Origin of the sequence: uncultured Winogradskyella sp. (genome assembly GCF_947495255.1) — a bacterium.
Lineage (GTDB): Bacteria > Bacteroidota > Bacteroidia > Flavobacteriales > Flavobacteriaceae > Winogradskyella.
This window is the reverse complement of the sequence record NZ_CANLYI010000006.1, coordinates 135,026-156,367: the sequence shown is the minus strand read 5'-3', so window position 1 is coordinate 156,367 and position 21,342 is coordinate 135,026. Positions and strand designations below refer to the sequence as shown.

General features: G+C 29.3%; 18 protein-coding genes. 13 read left to right on the top strand and 5 right to left on the bottom strand.

Going from position 1 to position 21,342, the window contains the following annotated elements; translation table 11 throughout:
• The first annotated feature begins 3 nt into the window (after nucleotides 1–3).
• From Q0807_RS11030 to Q0807_RS10980, 11 genes are all read left to right on the top strand, one after another.
• Nucleotides 4–1,254 (top strand): O-antigen ligase, encoded by a 1,251-nt coding sequence (locus Q0807_RS11030; protein WP_299109750.1) that lies wholly within the window; start codon nucleotides 4–6, stop codon nucleotides 1,252–1,254.
• A gap of 13 nt (nucleotides 1,255–1,267) precedes the next feature.
• Nucleotides 1,268–2,350 carry a glycosyltransferase gene (locus Q0807_RS11025; RefSeq protein ID WP_299109747.1) on the top strand — a complete coding sequence of 361 codons (1,083 nt, stop codon included), beginning with the start codon at nucleotides 1,268–1,270 and terminating at the stop codon, nucleotides 2,348–2,350.
• Between the two features lie 2 nt (nucleotides 2,351–2,352).
• Entirely contained in the window at nucleotides 2,353–3,507 is a 1,155-nt protein-coding gene (locus Q0807_RS11020) for a glycosyltransferase (protein ID WP_299109744.1), read from the top strand.
• A 4-nt stretch (nucleotides 3,508–3,511) separates the two neighbouring features.
• Nucleotides 3,512–5,413, top strand: a complete 1,902-nt coding sequence (gene asnB, locus Q0807_RS11015) for an asparagine synthase (glutamine-hydrolyzing) (protein WP_299109741.1) — start codon at nucleotides 3,512–3,514, stop codon at nucleotides 5,411–5,413.
• Between the two features lie 9 nt (nucleotides 5,414–5,422).
• A complete protein-coding gene (locus Q0807_RS11010) occupies nucleotides 5,423–6,586 on the top strand; it encodes a glycosyltransferase family 4 protein (RefSeq protein WP_299109738.1) in 1,164 nt (387 codons plus the stop codon).
• Nucleotides 6,567–7,199, top strand: coding sequence for a sugar transferase (locus Q0807_RS11005; RefSeq protein ID WP_299109735.1), 633 nt, complete (start codon nucleotides 6,567–6,569; stop codon nucleotides 7,197–7,199). Before Q0807_RS11010 ends, Q0807_RS11005 begins: the two co-directional genes overlap by 20 nt.
• Nucleotides 7,200–7,335: 136 nt before the next feature.
• Nucleotides 7,336–8,316: a polysaccharide deacetylase family protein gene (locus Q0807_RS11000; protein ID WP_299109732.1), complete on the top strand. Its 981-nt coding sequence runs from the start codon at nucleotides 7,336–7,338 to the stop codon at nucleotides 8,314–8,316.
• A gap of 200 nt (nucleotides 8,317–8,516) precedes the next feature.
• On the top strand, nucleotides 8,517–9,644 hold the full coding sequence (locus tag Q0807_RS10995; protein WP_299109728.1) for a DegT/DnrJ/EryC1/StrS aminotransferase family protein: 1,128 nt from the start codon (nucleotides 8,517–8,519) through the stop codon (nucleotides 9,642–9,644).
• Nucleotides 9,645–9,724: 80 nt separating this feature from the next.
• Nucleotides 9,725–11,533: a polysaccharide biosynthesis protein gene (locus Q0807_RS10990; RefSeq protein WP_367180245.1), complete on the top strand. Its 1,809-nt coding sequence runs from the start codon at nucleotides 9,725–9,727 to the stop codon at nucleotides 11,531–11,533.
• Between the two features lie 33 nt (nucleotides 11,534–11,566).
• Nucleotides 11,567–12,343, top strand: a complete 777-nt coding sequence (locus Q0807_RS10985) for a polysaccharide biosynthesis/export family protein (RefSeq protein WP_299109722.1) — start codon at nucleotides 11,567–11,569, stop codon at nucleotides 12,341–12,343.
• 23 nt (nucleotides 12,344–12,366) lie between these two features.
• A complete protein-coding gene (locus tag Q0807_RS10980; RefSeq protein WP_299109719.1) occupies nucleotides 12,367–14,745 on the top strand; it encodes a GumC family protein in 2,379 nt (792 codons plus the stop codon).
• A 124-nt stretch (nucleotides 14,746–14,869) separates the two neighbouring features.
• Here the strand turns inward: Q0807_RS10980 and Q0807_RS10975 are convergent, their stop codons facing one another.
• A complete protein-coding gene (locus Q0807_RS10975) occupies nucleotides 14,870–15,871 on the bottom strand; it encodes a GNAT family N-acetyltransferase (protein ID WP_299109716.1) in 1,002 nt (333 codons plus the stop codon).
• A gap of 139 nt (nucleotides 15,872–16,010) precedes the next feature.
• Nucleotides 16,011–17,183 carry a proline dehydrogenase family protein gene (locus tag Q0807_RS10970; RefSeq protein ID WP_299109713.1) on the bottom strand — a complete coding sequence of 391 codons (1,173 nt, stop codon included), beginning with the start codon at nucleotides 17,181–17,183 and terminating at the stop codon, nucleotides 16,011–16,013.
• Nucleotides 17,184–17,277: 94 nt separating this feature from the next.
• Between Q0807_RS10970 and aroB the strand changes: the two genes are divergently transcribed.
• A complete protein-coding gene (gene aroB, locus Q0807_RS10965; RefSeq protein ID WP_299109710.1) occupies nucleotides 17,278–18,348 on the top strand; it encodes a 3-dehydroquinate synthase in 1,071 nt (356 codons plus the stop codon).
• Here the strand turns inward: aroB and Q0807_RS10960 are convergent.
• From Q0807_RS10960 to Q0807_RS10950, 3 genes are all read right to left on the bottom strand, one after another.
• Nucleotides 18,345–18,851 carry a DinB family protein gene (locus Q0807_RS10960; protein ID WP_299109707.1) on the bottom strand — a complete coding sequence of 169 codons (507 nt, stop codon included), beginning with the start codon at nucleotides 18,849–18,851 and terminating at the stop codon, nucleotides 18,345–18,347. The genes aroB and Q0807_RS10960 overlap by 4 nt on opposite strands.
• 78 nt (nucleotides 18,852–18,929) lie before the next feature.
• Nucleotides 18,930–19,409 carry an Lrp/AsnC family transcriptional regulator gene (locus Q0807_RS10955; protein WP_299109704.1) on the bottom strand — a complete coding sequence of 160 codons (480 nt, stop codon included), beginning with the start codon at nucleotides 19,407–19,409 and terminating at the stop codon, nucleotides 18,930–18,932.
• Nucleotides 19,410–19,483: 74 nt separating this feature from the next.
• Complete coding sequence (locus Q0807_RS10950) at nucleotides 19,484–20,629, bottom strand: M14 family zinc carboxypeptidase (protein WP_299109701.1); 1,146 nt, start codon at nucleotides 20,627–20,629, stop codon at nucleotides 19,484–19,486.
• 303 nt (nucleotides 20,630–20,932) lie between these two features.
• Here Q0807_RS10950 and Q0807_RS10945 point away from each other — a divergent pair, with 303 nt between their 5' ends.
• Nucleotides 20,933–21,319, top strand: a complete 387-nt coding sequence (locus tag Q0807_RS10945) for a helix-turn-helix transcriptional regulator (RefSeq protein WP_299109699.1) — start codon at nucleotides 20,933–20,935, stop codon at nucleotides 21,317–21,319.
• The last annotated feature ends 23 nt before the right edge of the window (nucleotides 21,320–21,342 follow it).

Below are 21,342 nucleotides of genomic sequence, written 5' to 3'. Positions count from 1 at the left end.
TTTATGAAATATCTTCTTGGTTTACTTTTGGTATTGTTTGCTTCCTATGCAGATATTTTCTTGTTTAGGGTAAACGTAGTTCCTTTAGAGCCTTCAATGTTTTTAATTCCATTATTTATTGTAATCGGTTTTCTAAAGTACTCAATTACTGACATGTATGATATTTTAAAATCTCACACTTTCAGGTTTTTTGCATTTATCACATTATTAACCATATTATATTCTGTCTTTACCAAGGCTAGTGAAGAGGTAATTATCACAGAAATTAGCTTAAATTTCATTACATTATTACTTTACATAATAGCCGTACACTTTTTTAGAACTGAAAGTAAACCCCTTGTAACGACTGTAATAATCGTTGGTTTACTACTTTGTGGAGGTAGTGTGGTTTATGACCTAATGTTTGGATTACCTAATCAATCTTTAAAATTAGCTCAAAGTGTACGAAAAGGTGGTTTTGGTGAAAATCCAAACCAGGCAGCATCTGGTATAAAATTTTTAGCCCTTTGCGCTTTAGTTCTTATATGGAATAAAAAATATGCACGATTTTTTGTTCTTACATTTTTACTAATTACAGTTTTTGTAACATTTTCTAGAAGTGGACTTGTATCTGTCTTTTTTATCTTAGCATTAGGAGCTATTAATAATTGGAGTAATCAATTTCAAAAAGATCCAGTTGCCATGATTCTAAGTTTCTTTAAGCTAATTGTTCTTTTTATTTTTATTGCAATTTCCCTTGTTGTTTTAGCCAATGTAATTAGAGCAAATTTCCCGCAATTTACAAGAGGAGAGGCTGGGAAAAGATTAGATTTATTGACGGGTCAATCAGAAGCTAGTAATATTTCGAGTGATGCTATAGAAGGAGGTAGAGGAACTTTACTCTTAGAATATTTTGACGAATTCAAACAAAATCCATTAGGTCTAGGAACTGGTTATAGTTCTGACAAAAAAGCCAATGGAGGAAAATTAAACACTCATAATTATTACTTGTATTTAGCTGTGAATTTGGGCTTTTTAGCTTTATTGTTATACATAATTTTTAACGCATACAATATTAGACTCGCATTTAAACATAATCAATTCTATTATCTCATTTTTGCACTTCTGTTTTTCCTAGAAGGATTTTTTACACATAGTATTTTTCATGAGAGATCAATCTTAGTCTGTTTAGCATTTTTTGATAGTCAAATTTACAAAACTCAAATAAAATTGATTAACCCTATCAATTTAGTTCCTAATCAAACCAACGCTTAAAATCAAAACAACATTGAAAAATTCAAAAATAAAAATATGCTTTGTTTTACCAAATCTTAGAGCTGGTGGTGCAGAAAGAGTTATGTCTTTTATAGCGCAAAAACTTGATACTTCTAAATTTGAAACTACTCTAATAATTATAGGAAATGAAAGCGAAGCAGCTTATGATATTAAGGGTATAAATGTAATTTATTTTAACAAACCTAGGGTACAATCAGGCATAACAGAATTATATAAATTTATAAAGAAGAATAAGCCAGAAATTGTTTTTAGTGCAATTGGTCATCTAAATACTGTTACAGCATATATGTCTTGGTTTTTTCCAAAAATTAAATTTGTTGCTAGAGAGGTCAATGTTTTAAGTGTTTTAGCACAATTTAATGAGCAATCTAATAAATTTAGTGTTTTTGAATTTATAGAAAAATACCGTTTCAATAGATTCGACAAAGTCATATGTCAATCTCAAGATATGCTTAATGATTTAAACAAATCGAACAATATCAAACAAAATAAACTGGTAGTAATAAACAATCCCGTAACTTCTGGATTTAAAACAAAAAAATCAAACAAAACAATAAAACCACTACATTTTATTACAGTTGCTAGATTAGTAAAACAGAAAGGACATGCTAGATTAATTGAAGTTTTAGGTAAGTTAAATTTCCCATTTCATTATACCATAATTGGAGATGGCCCTGAAAAAAATACTCTTTTTAATCGTATTGAAGAACTAGGATTTGGTAAAAATGTAACCAATATACCCTTTACCGATCAAGTTAGTAAATACTTAGAAAACAGTAATGTTTATCTGCAAGGTTCTTTTGTAGAAGGGTTTCCTAATGCTATAATTGAAAGTTGCATGGTAGGCACTCCTGTAATTGCTTTTGATGCTCCTGGAGGAATAAACGAAATTATTAAATCGGACATAAATGGTTTTGTAGTAAAAACTGAGGATGATTTTATAGAACAGCTTAATAACATAAATAAAAGTTATAAGTTTAACCCTGAAGATGTTAGTAAAACAATAAGTAGCCGTTATAGTGAAGAAATTATTATAAAAAAATATGAAGATTTATTTATAAATCTAATAAAATAATTATGAAAGCAAAAAAAAACTTAAGTGTTTTAAGTATCGATTACGGAGCAGGTGGTGCGGAACGTGTAACTAGCCTTTTGCTTAAGCATTTGGTGAACGATTACAACGTTACATTAGTACTTTTTTACGAGTATATAGACTATGAAATACCAGAAGGTGTCGAATTAGTAGTATTATCAAAATCACTTTGCAGAGATAATAATATTTACAGAAAAGGAAAAGACACACTTTTTAACATTTGGAAATACAACCGCTTAATTAAAAAAAGAAATATTGATATTTCACTAGCGTTTTTAGCCTTACCAAATATTATTAACGGAATTATGGCTATGCTTAATAAAAATTTAAAAACAGTAATTAGCGAACGTTGCTTCCCTTCTATTATGTATAGAACAAATGGATCATCACTTTTCTTAGCTAAATATATGTTCCCTTATTTTTATCCTAAGAATAATTTTTTATTTTCAAATTCTGTTTATATAAATAAAGATTTAAAAGAATCTTTCAATGTAAAAATGCCTATGTCAGTAATTTATAATCCAATTACTGTCGATGAAAATATAAGAAAAATACCAAATACTATAGTTGCAAAAGAAACTTTAAGCTTTATTAATGTTGGTAGTATTTACAAAGCTAAAAATCAGTTAATGATTATTAATACTCTACCTCTATTAGACAAAAATCACTTTCATTTTGTACAAGCAGGAGTCGGAACAATGGAAGAAGAAGTTAAAGATTATGTTAAGGAATCTGGGCTAGAAAATCAAGTGACATTTTTAGGATTAATTAAAAATGTAAAAGAAGAACTAATTAAGCACGACTGTTTTGTACTATCATCAAAAACAGAGGGGTTTCCAAATGTTGTTTTAGAAGCTATGTCAGTTGGCTTACCTGTCATCTCTACTAATTGCATGTCTGGACCTCTAGAGTTGTTGAATGACAACGAACCAATTGATATAAAAGAAGGTGAATATGTTACCTGTAAATATGGTATATTAATTAATGTTGATGATACTAATGCTTTAGCTAAGGCTTTAACTTATCTAAGAGATAATCCTGAAGTAAGACAAAAATATAGTGAACTTGGTTTTGAGCGTGCAAAACAAAATGATTTACCAAGTATTTATAATAAAGTAAAAGAACTTTTAGAAGGCTAATAATATGTGTGGAATTAATGGAATTATAAGTAATATAAAATTAGACGAGGGTGAATTACGAAAAAAAATAACCGTAATGAATCAACTCATTTTTCATCGTGGACCAGATGAAGACGGCTTTTATATAGCCTCTTCAGAGTCAACATCTGTTGCAATGGCGATGAGAAGATTATCTATTATAGATTTAAGTACAGGCAAGCAACCGATGTATACTGATAATAATAAAATTGGTATTGTATTTAATGGAGAAATTTATAATTACAGAATTTTAAAACAACAATTAGAACTTTCAGGTGTAACTTTTAATACTACGAGTGATACTGAAGTAATCCTTAAACTCTATGAGCAAAAAGGTGTTGAGGCTTTCAAGGAATTAGATGGTATGTTTGCATTTAGCATACATGATAAAACAAAAAACAAAGTATTTATTGCTAGAGATTTTTTTGGTGAGAAACCTTTATATTATACAAAAACAAAAACAGATTTTGTTTATGGGTCAGAATTAAAATCTTTAATTAGTTATTTACCCGCTAAACCCAATATTTGTAAGGAGGGTATAAATCTTTATTTTAGGTTAACATATATACCTGCACCATATTCAATATATGAAGGCATCAAAAAATTACCCAGTAACAGTTATATCGATTATGATTTAGCAACTGATGATTTTACAATTAATGAAATTAATAAAATAACACCAGTTGAAAAACGAAAAATTTCATTTAACGATGCAAAAAAAGAAGTTTATAATGAAGTAATTAAAAGTGTTGAAAGTAGATCTATCGCAGATGTATCAATTGGCACCTTTTTATCTGGAGGTGTAGATTCATCAGTAGTTACACATTGCTTATCTGAAATCTCTAGTGAGAAAATTGAAACATTTTCTATTGGGTTTGAAAAGAAAAAATTTGATGAAACAGACAAATCACAAGTTGTAGCAAAATTAGTAAATAGTAATCATCATGAGTTTATTGTAAAGGAAAGTGATTTTATGAATGGGATTGATGAAATCCTACTAAATTTTGATGAACCTTTTGCTGACTCTTCTGCCCTTCCTACTCACTTAGTATCTAAACATGCTAGTGATTACGTAAAAGTTGCATTAACCGGAGATGGTGGTGATGAAGTATTTGGAGGTTACAATAAATACTATATGGGTAAATTAAATAATAAATACACATCCATAGTACCTAAAGGTTTACACCGTCAAATTATTAAATTAACTTCTGGTCTTCTAAGTACTAAGGATGATAATAGAGGCAAACGTTTTAAATTAAATCGTTTGTTAAAAGCCTTTAATTACGATGGAAATCAATATTGGAATATAATTTCTTTAGCCTTTACCGACCAAGAAAAGGTACAACTATTAAAAAGTAACAGTTTAATCAATGACACCTTTTCAGAATTCAAAACAAAATACAACCAACAGAATCCAAAAAATTTAACAGATTTTAGAATGGTGGATAAAAACGTAAGCCTAGAAGGTGATATGCTTGTAAAAGTAGATAGAACAAGTATGTTAAATTCCTTAGAATGTAGAGCTCCGTTTTTAAATAAAGCCATTTGGGATTTAACTAATTCACTACCTGAAAATTATTTAATGAAAGGTTGGAATAAGAAATATATTTTAAAAGAAGCTTTCGCGGATAAATTTAGCCCTGGATTTTTAGACAAATCAAAGCAAGGTTTTGGAGTACCTGTAGGAGACTGGTTAAGGTCGAGTTTAAAACCAGAATTAGAATCTTATATTGAACCAAAATTCCTAGAGTCTCAAGGTATATTTAATTTAAATTACATAACTAACTTAGTTAAAAATCATATTTCAGGTAAAGAAGATAATAGTTTAAGAGTATGGAGCTTTTATGCCTTTCAAAAATGGTATTTAAACACATATTCAATTCTGTAATTAATCGAGATGAAGAAAAAAATAATTCGTATCACCACAGTTCCAATATCATTAGCAGTCCTACTTAAAGGACAGCTTAAGTATATGAGTGAACACTATGAGGTAATCGGAGTATCTAGCAAAGATAAATTCCTTAAAGTTGTAGAAAATCAAGAGGGGATAAAAACACATGGAATAAATATGACTCGTAGCATATCTCCATTAAAAGATTTAAAAGCAGCATTTATACTCTATAAATATTTAAAAAAGGAAAAACCTTCAATAGTCCACACCCACACGCCAAAGGCAGGAACACTAGGAATGCTAGCTGCTCTATTTGCTGGTGTACCTCACAGATTACACACCATAGCTGGTTTACCATTATTAGAAGCAACCGGAGCAAAACGAAAACTTCTTAATTTCGTAGAAAAAATCACATATAGTTGTGCTACTTTGATTCTTCCAAATTCTTTCGCAATGAGAGATATTATCCTAAAAGAAAAATTTTGCTCTACAAAAAAATTAAAAGTCATTGCTAATGGAAGCTCTAATGGTATTGATGTTGATCACTACAAAGTAGATAATGTTTCAACTAAAGAAAAGAATGATTTAATAAAAAAGTTCTCTATTAAAGCCCAAGACACTGTTTTTATTTTTATAGGTAGAATAGTAAAAGATAAAGGTATTAATGAATTAATTACCGCATTCAATGAAATAAGTAAAACAAATGATAATGTCAAACTTATTATAGTTGGTCCTAGCGAAAAAGAATTAGACCCTATAGATCCAAATACCGAAGAATTAATAGCAAATCACAATAACATTTATACAACTGGTTTAGTCGAAGATATTAGACCATATGTTGCTATCAGCGATGTTTTAACCTTCCCTAGTTATCGAGAGGGTTTTCCTAATGTTGTTTTACAAGCCAATTGCATGGGAATACCTTGTATTGTTTCTGATATAAACGGTTGTAATGAAATAATTACTCATGGCCATAACGGGCTAATAATTCCACCTAAAAATTCAAAAGCCCTTAAAACTGCAATGCTAGATATTATTAACTCTCCTAACTTAGTTAACACATTAGCCCAAAATTCAAGGCAAAATATTGTTAATAAATACAGACGAGAATTCATTTGGGAAGAGCTTCTAACTTTATATAATAATTTAAATGATGAAAAAACTATATAGAAATTTCATAAAACGTATTTTAGATTTTACTGCAGCTTTTGTTGGGCTAATATTAATCTCTCCAATATTAATTATACTTTTAATCATATTAAGTATTTCAAACAACGGAAAACCATTCTTTTATCAAAGAAGAACAGGTAAAAACGGCAAACTTTTTACTATTCTTAAGTTAAAAACTATGACAGACAAAACGGATGATAATGATGAACTGTTACCAGCATTAGAAAGAGTAACAAAAACGGGAAATATATGTAGAAAGTACTCACTAGATGAAATTCCACAACTATTTAATATTTTAAAAGGAGATATGAGCTTAATAGGTCCTCGCCCTTTATTACCTCAATATTTAGAACATTATAGTAAAGAACAAAATAGACGACATGAGGTTATGCCTGGAATTACTGGTTGGGCACAAATTAATGGTAGAAATACAATATCTTGGGAACAAAAATTTGAATACGACGTTTATTATGTTGATAATCAATCGTTTTTATTTGATGTAAAAATATTATGGCAGACTTTCTATAAGGTTATAAAAAAAAGTGATATAAATAGTTCTGAAACAATAGATATGCCAATGTTTACTGGTTCTAAACCTAAAAACAACGAGTAGATTAATCAATCTAAAACGATTAACAATAATCACCTACTATTGTAGACATATAAATTTTATAAAAAAAATTAAACTTAATTACTGTTATCCCTTAAGCACCCTGTTGAGTTACTTTTTTTCTTAAATACAGATAATAATGAAAAACGGCAAATTTGTAATATCATTAGATTTTGAAACACATTGGGGATTTTTTGATAATAAAAGTCTAGACAATTGTAGATCCCAATTACTAAATACGGAATTGGTTATTAATAGATTATTAGAAGAGTCACAGCAACACAACTTAAGTATTACCTTCGCTACTGTTGGTATGTTATTCGCCAAAGATAAAACTGATATTACCAGATATATACCTGAAATAAAACCTAAATATAATAATATAGCTTTGGACGCTTATGAGTTATTAGATAATATCTCAGACAAGGATAACTCAATTTACTTTACCCAAGATTTAGTAAAAAAAATTGATAAAGATCCATTGCATGAGGTTGGAACGCATACTTTTTGCCATTACTATTGTTATGAAAAAGGACAGTCAGCAGAAGATTTTAAAGCCGATTTAACTTCTGCTATAATGATTGCAAATGATTTAAATATTGCAACGAAAAGCATCGTTTTTCCAAGAAATCAAGTACAAAATAGTTACTTGGATATTTGTGCAAACTTAGGAATAGAAACTTATAGAGGTAATTGTTGGTTTAACTTCAATTTTGCTTCTAAAAAAACTATTTTTAAAGAATTTGGACTTGTAGCGCTGCGCGTGTTTGATACATACTTTAACATTTCTGGTTCTAATAGTTTTAAGTTAGAAGATTTCAATTCAAAAAATGCAACTATTATAAATATTCCTGCTAGTAGGTTCTTAAGACCTTTTAATCCTAAGTTAAAAATGATAGAGTCATTAAAAATTAATAGAATTAAAAGAGCAATGACCAAAGCTGCCAAACGAAATGAAGTATATCATTTATGGTGGCACCCTCATAACTTCGCAAATAACATTGAGGAAAACTTTAATAATTTTTTAAAAATTGTAAAGCATTATAATGAATTAAAAAACAAGTATAATTTTGAAAGCATAACAATGGAGAAATTAGGTAAGAATTTCAAAGAATCATAATGCTTTTCGTCTGATTTTTATACAATTAAGTTTTTTTATTTTTTATATATCGTGTAAAGCAAACAGTTCATCGTAAATTATTATTTTTGTTTCTTTGTTTAAATTTTATGGACTTATATTAGCAATGTAAATGCTATTAATTATACGGGTCCCAAACACCTTTAATTATAACTTTAGGTATTAACTTAAAGAATTAACCTATGAACGAAAAAATATGGCTATCATCACCACACATGAGTGGTAATGAGCAATCTTACGTAAAAGAAGCTTTTGATACTAATTGGGTTGCTCCTTTAGGACCAAACGTAAACGGCTTTGAAAATGATTTACAATCTTACCTTAAAGAAGATAGTCACGTTGCAGCTTTAGCATCTGGTACTTCTGCCCTACACTTAAGTCTTATATTATTAGGAGTAAAATATGGTGATGAGGTAATTTGTCAAAGCAAGACATTTTCTGCTTCTGCAAATCCTATTGTCTATCAAGGCGCAACACCAATTTTTGTAGATAGCGAAAGAGAAACTTGGAATATGTGTCCAATTCAATTAGAGATTGCTATTAAAGATAGAATTGCTAAAGGAAAGAAACCTAAAGCTATAATAGCAGTTCACCTATATGGAATGCCATATAAAGTAGATGAAATAAATAAAGTAGCTCAACATTATAACATATCTATAATAGAAGATAGTGCTGAGTCTCTTGGTAGCCATTATAAAGGCAAAAACTGTGGAACATTCGGTGATTTATCAATTTTATCGTTTAATGGCAACAAAATTATAACAACTTCTGGAGGTGGCGCTTTAGTAGCACCTACTGTTGAATTGAAAAATAAAGCAGTATTTTTAGCAACACAGGCTAGAGATGATGCACCACATTATTTACATTCCGAAATTGGTTACAATTATAGAATGTCTAATATTGTTGCAGGTATTGGCCGTGGTCAAATGACTATTTTAGATAGCCACGTAGCAAACCGTCGCTCTAACCACGAGTTTTATAAAAATGCTTTTAAAGATATTAATGAAATAACTTTTTTAGCGGAACCTGAAGGTTATTTTTCTAATCGTTGGTTAACATGTATTTTATTAGATTCAAAATCTACACGAGAAGGATTAAGATTAGCCTTAGAAAAGGAAAATATTGAGTCTAGACCATTGTGGAAACCAATGCACCAACAGCCTGTATTTAAAGATTCTCCGCGTTATTTAAATGGTGTTTCAGATGAATTATTTGAAAAAGGATTATGCCTTCCTAGCGGTTCTAATCTAACTGAAAATGAACTAAATAGAGTAGTTTTAGCTATAAACTCGTATTTTGCAGCATGTTAATAAAATATTTAAATAAAATATCGAAGAAATACGCCTCAAAATGGTTGGTCCTACTATTTGACATAGTCATAGTGGTAACAATGTTCTTTGTTGCTTATTTAATTAGATACAATTTTACAATAAGTTTTGACTATATAACACTACTAGACCAAATACCTTATGTTGCAATAGTTGGTGCAATCAGTTTAATTGCTGTTGGCACATACAAAGGGGTTGTAAGATTTACTGGCTTTAAGGATATAGTAAATATTATAATTGGGGCAAACATTTTGGCCACAATTCTTATTTGTATTACTTTTTTAAGCAGAAAATTTATTGGAGAAGATAGTGTGTTTAGTATTTCTGGATCTATAGTCTATATCCATTTATTATTAAATATATTATTCTTAGTAGGATCTAAATTATTTATAAAATCAATTTATAATTATATAACACAAGATTTTCAATCTGTTTCAAATGTTTTAATCTTTGGAGCTGGAAACTCTGGTATGTTAACATACGATGCTATTGTTAATGACACTAAAAACGGATTAGAAGTTGTTGGTTTTATTGATGATGATGAACAAAAAGTAGGTAAAAAAATAAACTTGCTAAAAGTATACAATATTGATAGTATCAATGAAAAATTCATCAATAAGTATAATGTTGAAGATGTTATAATATCTATTCAAAACATCGACCCATCTAGGTTACTTCAAATTACTGGAAATTTATTTTCACTAGGACTTAAAGTAAAGATTGTTCCTCCCGTTCAAAACTGGATTGATGGTGATTTAAGTGTTGGACAAATAAAAGAAGTAAAAATTGAAGATTTACTAGGTAGGGATCCAATAAACATTAAAAATCCTGATTTAGAAGATCAATACGATAATCAAGTTATTCTAATAACAGGAGCTGCTGGATCAATAGGTAGCGAAATAGCAAGAAAAGCAAGTCTATATAATTTTAAAAAATTAATCTTAGTAGATAATGCAGAATCTGCACTTTATGATATTCAACAAGAATTTAGACAACAAGGTCTTGAAAACATTGAAGCTATAGTTGCCGATGTTCGTAATAAAACCAGAATAGATCAAATATTTAATCAGAATAAACCAAAAATAGTATTTCACGCAGCAGCATATAAACATGTTCCATTAATGGAAAATAATCCTTTTGAAGCTGTTAGTGTTAATATTGGCGGCACAAAGAATGTTGCCGATATAGCTGTTAAGCATAGTGTAGATAAATTTGTTTTAATTTCTACAGACAAGGCTGTTAACCCAACAAATGTTATGGGAGCAACTAAACGAATTGCTGAGCTCTATGTAACATGTTTAAAAGGAAAAGGTAAAACTGGGTTTATCACCACAAGATTTGGTAATGTTCTAGGATCTAATGGATCTGTAATTCCATTGTTTAAAAAACAAATAGAAAAAGGTGGTCCATTAACAGTAACGCATAAAGAAATCACAAGATACTTTATGACAATACCTGAAGCTTGTCAATTAGTATTAGAAGCAGCGGCTATGGGTAATGGTGGAGAGATTTTTGTGTTTGATATGGGAGAACCGATTAAAATTTTCAATCTTGCAACTAATATGATAATTTTGTCGGGATTGCGCTATCCTGAAGATATAGATATTAAAATAACAGGATTAAGACCTGGTGAAAAAATATACGAAGAACTATTGGCTGATGGTGAAAATACTAAGAAAACCTATCATGACAAAATTATGATTGCAAAATCTAGAAATGTAGATATTATCAGTGTTGAGAATCAGATAAACAATTTAACTGATGTGGATACATTAACGCAGCCATTAGAGATTGTGTGTTCAATTAAAAAATTAATTCCAGAGTATATATCTAATAATTCTACCTACGAAGTGTTAGATTTAAAAAAATAATTCAATTTGAAAGAAATCAATAATATAATCCAGATGAAAACACGAATCCTCTATATCCTAGTATTTGCAATACTTACTGCTACATCATGTGCTTCAAGAAAAAACATCGTTTATTTTCAAGATGAACAGCTTCAAGAGGAACAATTACCTTCAAAGCCTCGTCAATTAACATATAAGCCAGATGATATTTTAATTATCAATGTTTCTGCTTTAGATCCAGATACAGTGAGACCTTTTAATTTAACTGTTTCATCAAACAATAATGCTAACGCTACAGGTGTACAAGGAAATTTACAGTTACAAACATATTTAGTGAATTATGATGGAAATATAGATTTTCCTGTTTTAGGTACTATTAAAGTTGAAGGATTAACAAGAACGGATTTAACATCTATGCTTAAAGAACGTATTAAAGAATATGCAAATGACCCAATAGTAAATATTAGATTGGCAAATTTCACTGTGACAGTTCTTGGTGAAGTTGCTAGACCTGGTACATTTACAATACAAGATGAAAGAATAACTTTACTTGAAGCTCTTGGGCTTGCTAATGATTTAACCATATTTGGTAAAAGAAAAAACGTACTATTAATAAGAGAAATAGATGGCAAAAAGAAATATGCTAAAATAGATTTGACAAGTATTAATACTTTAAATTCACCAATATATTATTTACAACAAAATGACGTTATTTACGTAGAACAGAATAGAGCTAAGATTAGATCATCTACTTATAACCAAAACAACGGTCTATTACTATCAGCAATTGGAACATTAACTACAATTATTACTGTTTTCTTAATTAAATAATACATCATTAAATAGAATTTGCTATGGAAGTTAATCCTACTTCAAACTCAATAGATCTCAGAAAAAAAATAGATTTATTTGTATCTAATTGGAAAATCATATTTCTATGTTTGGTCTGTGCATTGTTTTTGGCATTTACATATTTACGATACACCTCAAATTTATACAAAGCTAGTGCTACTATTAAAATAAAAGACGAAAACCAATCTAAAAAACTACCATCCAGTCTTTTAGAAGCAGGTAATGGAGATTTATTTGGTGCATCTGATAAGATTAAAGATGAATTACAAACTATAAGATCACGTTCTTTAATTGAAAATGTAGTAAAAAACCTTAAACTCAATATAACTTGTGTTGAGGTAGGAAATATTAAAGAGCTTGAAAGGTATAAAAACCCGCCAGTAACTCTAAGTTTTTTCAAAAGTGATTCAATAATTCATCAAATAAATCATGATATTTTTATCAACGTAATATCTGATACTGAATTTATAATGTTTAAGGATGAAAAAAAATCATTGATTGATAGAGATAAAAAAGAAGGAAAACGTTATTCTTTTGGTGATAAAATTGAAACAGATTTTGGTGGATTTGTAATCACGCCTAATGTTGGTCGTTATGCTCCAAAAAAAGACAGTAACTTAAGAATATCTATTGCAAGAGTTGGTAGTGTTGTAGGAAGATATATGCGTGACTTAGAGCTATCACATAGTGAGGGTTCTAATGTAATTGTACTTTCACTAAAAGAAGGTAATTCACATAAAGCAATAGATATTCTAAATGAAATTATTAAAGAATACAATTTAGATGTTCTAGCAGATAAAGAAGAAGTCGTTAAAGTAACATCAGATTTTATAAATAACAGGTTAAAACAAGTTTCTATAGAATTAGAGGAGGTTGATTATACTGCTGAGCAACTCCAGAAAAAAAATAGACTTACATCGTTGACATCTCAAGCCGATATAAATCTTCAAAGTGAAACACAGACTGAATCTCAAATAGCTAATACGGCAAATAAAATTCAATTAATTTCTTACTTACAAAATGAAATAACGGATCCAAATAGAAATTCAGACTTAATCCCGTCTGATATTGGTATTGGTGACGCAAGCACATCTGAAGTGACATCTAGCTATAATGATTTAGTTGTTCAGCGCGATAAGATTTTAAGAAATTCTAGTGAAAAAAACCCAGTTGTAATTAATTTAAATGCCCAAATCAGCGCATTAAAACAAAATCTTACAAATTCGCTGAATAACATGAAAAAAACATCGGAGCTAACTCTTAATAATTTAAATAAAGAGAGAGCCCGAATTAGTGGACAGATTTACGCTGCACCAACTAAAGCTAGACAGTTTAGGGATATTAAGAGGCAGCAAGATATAAAAGAATCCTTATATCTATATTTATTAGAAAGACGAGAAGAGTCTGCAATTAAACTAGGTATGTATTCTCCTAATGCTAAAATCATTGATTCAGCTTTCTCCTCTCATAAACCAATTTCGCCTAATCCACTATTTACATATTTAGCAGCTATAATGTTTGGCTTAGCTATGCCAATGGGCTTAATCTATTTAGGAGATTTATTAAACACTAAAATATATAGAAAAGAAGATTTAACTAATTTAATTGATATTCCATATTTAGGTGACATTCCAAAATCTTCTAAAAAACATAAATTAGTCAAAAAAGTAGACTACTCACCTAAAGCCGAAGCGTTTAGAATCGTAAGATCTAATATTGATTTTATGTTAAAAGATATTACTGGTAGAGCTAAAAAATTATTTGTCACTTCAACTAAAGCTCAAGAGGGAAAATCACATACCAGCACAAATTTAGCTACTTCAATTTCGTATTCAGAAAAATCAGTTCTATTAATAGAAACGGATATTAGAGTTCCTAAAATTTTAGATTATCTAAATCTTACTGATAAACCAAAATATGGGCTTTCTGATTTTATCGCAGACAAATCTTTAAAACCAGAAGATATTGTTATTAAACATAAAGATAATGATTTCTTAGATATAATTCCTTCCGGAACAATACCTCCTAATCCATCTGAATTATTAATGAGTGAAAGAGTAGATTTCCTCTTTAATTACTTTGAAGATAAGTACGACTATATAATTGCCGATACTTCTGCTGTAGGAATTGTTAGTGATACATTACTGATATCAAAATATGCTGATATTTTTGTTTATGTAGTTAGTGTAGATAATGTTGACAGACGTTTATTAAAACATATTGCTCAACCTCTTTATAGTAAAAATAGACTACCAAATATGACAATGTTACTTAACGGAGTAAAACTTGGTAAAGGAGGTGGTTACGGTTATGGCTATGGTTATGGTTATGGTGATAACTCTCAAAAAAAGAAAAAATGGTATAAATTCGGAAAATCTTAGTCAATAATAAAGATTATAAAAAGGAAAATCTCAAATTATTTAATAATTTGAGATTTTCCTTTTTTTTACAAAAAACGACAATTAATTTTTACAACATCAATCTGTCATAATTAAATAGGAAACGTTATTTTTTTTTTAATTGCTTTAATTTATATTTCCATTTTGTCACCATAGTATTAATATTTTTGTCTCGTAAGTATTGCTTAAAAGAATAAACACTAGCAATAGTTTTGGCCGTGGTTTTTGCTATTAAAGATTTATTATCATATATAATATGATGTTCATAAAAATACTCTTCATCGCACCATCTTTCCTTGTAATCGCTTTCTCCCTTAGAAAAATCTAATATCTTTATTTTGTTTTCAATACACCACTCTATTAAATAATAAATTTCAATATTTCCAAGTCCCATTCTAGAATAATTAATATCGAAAGTTCTAAGCGCAACAACTAGATTTTCGTCATATACAAAATTGAATGACATCGCAATTGGATTACCAGAATCATATATTACAAATAAAGCTACTTTCTTTTCTAAAATCATAGGAAAAAGAACTTCTTTATAAAAATCCCACATTGGCAAAACAGTGTTATGCGTATTAATAGCATCAAACCTTGTTTCAAGTATTCTTTCAAAGTTATTTATAAGATTATAATACTCTTCTTTTTCAATATCACCAAAAAACATTTTTTTAGTTATCTCATGTTTCTGATTTAGCTGCTTCACTGATCTTCTAAAGTTATATCTACTCTTACTTGAACTATAACATTTCAAAACAACATCATCAATAGATTCATATTGAGTAATATCAACAAATAAACCTTTATATTGTTTTAGTTTAAGAATTTTAAGATTTGAAGAATCATTTGGAGTATCAGAATCTAAATACTTTGGCACATCATATATTACAAAGGATTTGCCTTTGTAATCAGTTGCTTTATCGTTAATTTGATAAAACATCCCATTTGTAAAATTTTTTCCAATATTAGTAAACAGAGAAGGTTTATTTCCTTTAATAAATTTTACTCCATTAATAAACTCAAATTTTTGAGCTTTTTGGTCACTACCATAATGGTTTAACCATATTTTTTCGTAGGTCGAAGAAGAAAACGGATTCGATTTCATGTGTTTTTAATTTGATCGAAAATTACAATTTATTTTATAAATTACATCCCTAAATTAATACACTTAATAGAGTAAATATGGGTATCACAATACCTTTATAACGGATTTTTATTCACTAATTTATTTTCTTATTATAGGCTTACAACTTGCGTCTCTTCTTCTCAGATTTTATTAAAGTTAACTCTCTGCTAGTTTGTCCTGCGACTGAAGTATTTTCTTCCGCCCTTCTTATTAAATAAGGCATAACATCTTTTACAGGTCCAAAAGGTATATATTTAGCTACATTGTAACCTTCTGCTGCCAAATTAAAACTTATATGATCACTCATCCCATATAATTGACCAAACCAAACATTATTATCTTGTTTAGAAATGTTATAAGTTTCCATAAGTTCCATTGCTAAATAACAACTCAATTCATTATGCGTACCTATAAAAACGGATATGTCTTTTAAATTATTAATAATATATTCTAAAGTCTTATCAAAATTATCGTCTGTTGCTTTTTTATTTTCACATATTGGAGATTCATATCCTTTAGTAGACGCTCTTTCACGCTCTTTTTCCATGTAAGCTCCTCTTACAATCTTCATTCCGATTTTGAAACCATGCTCTTTAGCACGTTGATGTAAACTTTTCAAATAATCAAAACGGTCCCAACGATATAATTGTAATGTATTATAAACAATAGGCACATCTTTATTGTAACGTCTCATCATCTCTTCTACCAAATCATCTGCGGCATCTTGCATCCAACTTTCTTCTCCATCGATTAAGACTTCAACATCCTTTGCCTTAGCTAGTTTACAAACTGCATCAAAACGCTCTACTATCCTATTCCATTCAGCCCGTTCTGTCTCATTAAAATCAATACCTTCAGATTTCTTTTGATATAAATAGAAACGCCCAAATCCGGTTGGTTTAAACACAACAATTGGCATAGCTTCTTTCTCGTCGCAAAAATTAATAATCTTTAATATTTTCTCCAAGGCATTATCAAATTGTGCTTCTTCTGCCTTCCCTTCTACCGAATAATCTAGCACAGAACTTACGCCTTCAGTATATAAGTTATCGATAACAGAAAGACAATCATCTTCATTTACACCACCACAAAAATGGTCAAACACTGTTGATCTTATCAGACCTTCAACTGGTAAATGTGCTTTTAATGCAAAATTTGTCGCCGCAGTTCCTATGCGCACTAAAGGCTCAGAAGAAATCATTTTAAACAAAAAATAGGCGCGCTCTAAAGCTGAATCTGACTTTAATATAAAAGCAGTCTTCGTGTTTTCAAAAAGTGAACGATTTATCATTATAAATAAGTTATATCTACAAATATATTTATTATTAGGTTTATTTTTTCTGAAAAAGGAAGTATTTTCACGGTATCAATTTAGATAATATATAATGAATTCTATTTCAACTAAAAATGCAATCGTTTATTTTAATTCTGAAGTTTACTCTGAATTAAATAATTATATTAAAACGACTCAACCATCTAAAATTTTCATACTAGTAGATACGAATACGCATGATTATTGCTTACCTAAATTCTTAGAACAGATAGAATCAGGCGATATTGAAATTGAAGTTATGGAAATGCCAAATGGCGAAGAACATAAAACTATTGATATATGCTCAGGTGTTTGGGAAGCCCTATCAGAATATAATGCAGACAGAAAAAGCTTGTTAATAAATTTAGGAGGAGGCGTTGTTACAGATTTAGGTGGTTTTGTAGCTAGTACCTACATGCGTGGAATTTCTTATATAAATGTCCCAACATCGCTATTAGCAATGGTTGATGCTTCCGTTGGAGGAAAAACTGGTGTTGATTTAGGTGCATTAAAAAATCAGGTTGGTGTTATCAATGAAGGTGAAATGGTTGCAGTAGACACATCTTTTTTAGACACACTTCCGCCTAAAGAAATGGTCTCTGGTTTTGCCGAAATGCTAAAACACGGTTTAATCTTTGATAAAAATTATTGGAATACCTTAACAAATCTTGAAGCTTTAGATATTTCAGACTTAGATCAATTAATCTACGATTCTGTGGTAATAAAAAACAAAGTGGTCACTTCAGACCCAACAGAACAAGGTTTAAGGAAAATACTGAATTTCGGACATACATTAGGTCATGCTATAGAAAGCTATTTTCTAGAAAATGCAGACAAAACACCTTTATTACATGGTGAAGCTATTGCAATTGGTATGCTTTTAGAAGCTTATTTATCAACAAAAATATGTGGTTTAACCAATGAGAACTTAAAAGTTATTACTGATGGCATCTTAAAAACTTTTTCCAAAGTAGAAATCACTAAAAATGACCAAAAAGTTATAATAGACCTTCTACAGTACGATAAAAAGAATAGTCATGGTGTAGTTAAATTTGTTCTACTAGAAGCTATTGGGCAACCTAAGATAGATTGTGTTGTAAGCAATGAACTTATCACTGAAGCTTTCGATTATTACGCTATTTAAAGATAGCGTTCCTTAATTATTTCACAGTGATGATTCTCATGACCTATAATAATGTAGCCCAGAGCTCTCACTGATATAGGATAGCCACTAGCCTCTCCTAGCTGCAATAATGCACCTGCATTAAAACTACTATATAATGCTATTGTAGATTTTCTAACAGCTATATACTCATCTAAAAGACTTTCTAGTGAGCGATTATTCGCAAATCCATTTAATACATAATCATCTTGTTCAAAACCAGACAATGAAGTTTTATCATTTCTAGATATACGCAATGCCCGATAAGCAAAAACACGTTCTGTATCAATAAGATGAAGAAGTACATCTTTTATGGTCCACTTGCCACTAACATAAGAATAATCATGCTTTTCGGAAGGTATTGCCTTAAAAAAATCAACTACTTTTTTTAAGTTATTTTTTAATCCTTCTATAATAGAGTTTCCAGAAGATTTCTCAATATAAGATTTATAATAAGCATTATACTCGTTAGGTTTAACTTCCATAATACATATGTAATATTAGTTTAACAAAAAAGCCCTAAGTAATTAAACATAGGGCCTTTATTATATAAATTAGTTTAATTACAACTCATTAAAAATAGTATGCATTAAACGTTTTTTATCATTAAGACTTTCTTCTAATGAAATCATAGTTTCTGTTCTATATACACCATCAATATCATCTAACATAAAGATAATTTCTTTAGCATGCATAGTATCTTTAGCTCTAATCTTACAGAAAATATTAAATTTTCCGGTAGTGATATGTGCTACAGTTACATAAGGGATTTCATTAATACGCTCTAACACAAACTTGGTTTGTGATGTATTCTGAAGAAAAACACCAACATAAGCAATAAATGAATAATCAAGCTTATGATAATCTAATGTTAAAGATGAACCTTTAATAATACCTGCTTCCTCCATTTTTTTAACACGCACATGCACAGTACCAGCAGAAATCAATAATTTCTTTGCGATATCTGTAAAAGGAATACGTGTATTATCGATAAGCATATCGAGAATTTGATGATCAACTTCATCTAATTTAAACTTTGCCATTATTTAATAATCTTTAGATTAAACGCAAAAATAAGACATTTATCCTAACGATTACTCATTAAAATTGAATTATTTTAAGAATATAATGAGATTCTTTCATTATTTAACAATACGAAATCGATTTCGTAACCTACTTTTAACTCAGAATTTTTTAAAGTTGTTACAATGCCACCTTTAGCTTCAATCTCTTTATGGCCGAATTTTAATGTCATTTTTGAAATAGCTTCAATTTTTGGAATAAATTTTACAATACCATCTATTAATACCTCCTTAAATTGAATAGCTATATCTGTAAGTTCATTATCTGATGGTTTACATTTAGCATTTCTAATGATTACATCGTAAAAACCCTTTGCATTTTCAGGAATTGCTAAATAATCAAGATGTTTATCTTCTTTAATACCATTTGTAATAACATCGAGACCTTTTAACATAGCAATAAACATTAAACGTCTTACGGTTTCTCTTTCATAGTCGTTTTTAAAATGACCAGCTTCATATAATAAGGTAGGAACTCCAAAATTCTGAAACGTATCTCCTACACAATTAATATTAAAGCCATCATCATAGCGACCTACGGCATTCGGAATTTCATCTTGTAGCATATCATTCACTTCAGATATAATAGTCATTGCTACCTTTCTATTATCAGTTAAAGAGCACTCTTCATCTTCTGCTGGTGATAAAAATGAAAGTGTTGCTATACTATTTGTTTCACCTGCACTAAATATAGTACGTTGACCATGAAGGTTAAAACAATAATCTGGTTTAAAATCATTATAGACTTGTCTCAATATTTTACTTTCTGGCTGACTCAAATCTTGGGCGTCTCTATTAAGGTCTACCTGGTTTGCATTAATACGAGTATATTTTTCTGCACCATCCGGATTCAAAATCGGAATTACAAATATGGTAGAAAAATCTAAAATTGATTTAACAAGAATATCTTTTGACTCAAATAAATTAAAACAATCAAAAAGAGCTTTGGTTGATGTTGATTCATTTCCATGCATCTGAGACCACATTAAAATTTTAATAGGTCCATTACCAAATTTGAAACTATAAATAGGTCGCTTTTCAACTGAATCTCCAAGTATAGAAATTCTATATTTTGAATATTTATCGAAGCATTTTTCGATATGAGAATTGGTAATATATCGACCACTTAATTCTAAAGTTTTTACCAAAGAAAACGTATTATTTAAAAGCTCTAAATTCATATCACAAATTAATTGGATACAAATGTAATCATTTGAAAATTTACAATTGTAAACATTAAAAAATATACGATTTGTTACAATGTTAAACGAATCTCAAGAAGTATTGACTGAAAGCTTTAATGTTAATTGAATAAAAATCAACCAACATATAATAAACGAACTAAAACACTTTATTTCAGTTAATTAAACTCATTTACCAATAATTGAATTTAAGTTTAAATATACTAAAAAAGGAATTTTAGCGTTATTCAAATAACAATTGTTTACATTTGTGCAGATAAATTTACAATTCTAAAGTTTACAATGATAAACTCAACTGATTTTACAAAACGACTCCAAAAAGTGATTGATTTTTACAATGAAAGCGCTTCTAGTTTTGCCGAAAAAATAGGTGTACAACGCTCTAGTATTTCCCATATTTTATCAGGTAGAAATAAACCCAGCTTAGACTTTGTAATGAAGGTGCTACACACCTATCCTGAGGTTGAATTATATTGGTTATTAAATGGCAAAGGTGATTTTCCTAATGATGCTAAAATCTCAGCATCACCAAATTCTAATCTCCAAGAAACCGAAACCAAACCAAACCTCCCAATTACTAATTTAGATTCTGATTCAGCTAAGGATTCTGCAATTGAAAAAATCGTTATCTTTTATAAAGACGGCACTTTTAAAAGTTACAAACCATAATTTTCAATGGGCTATTTATTATC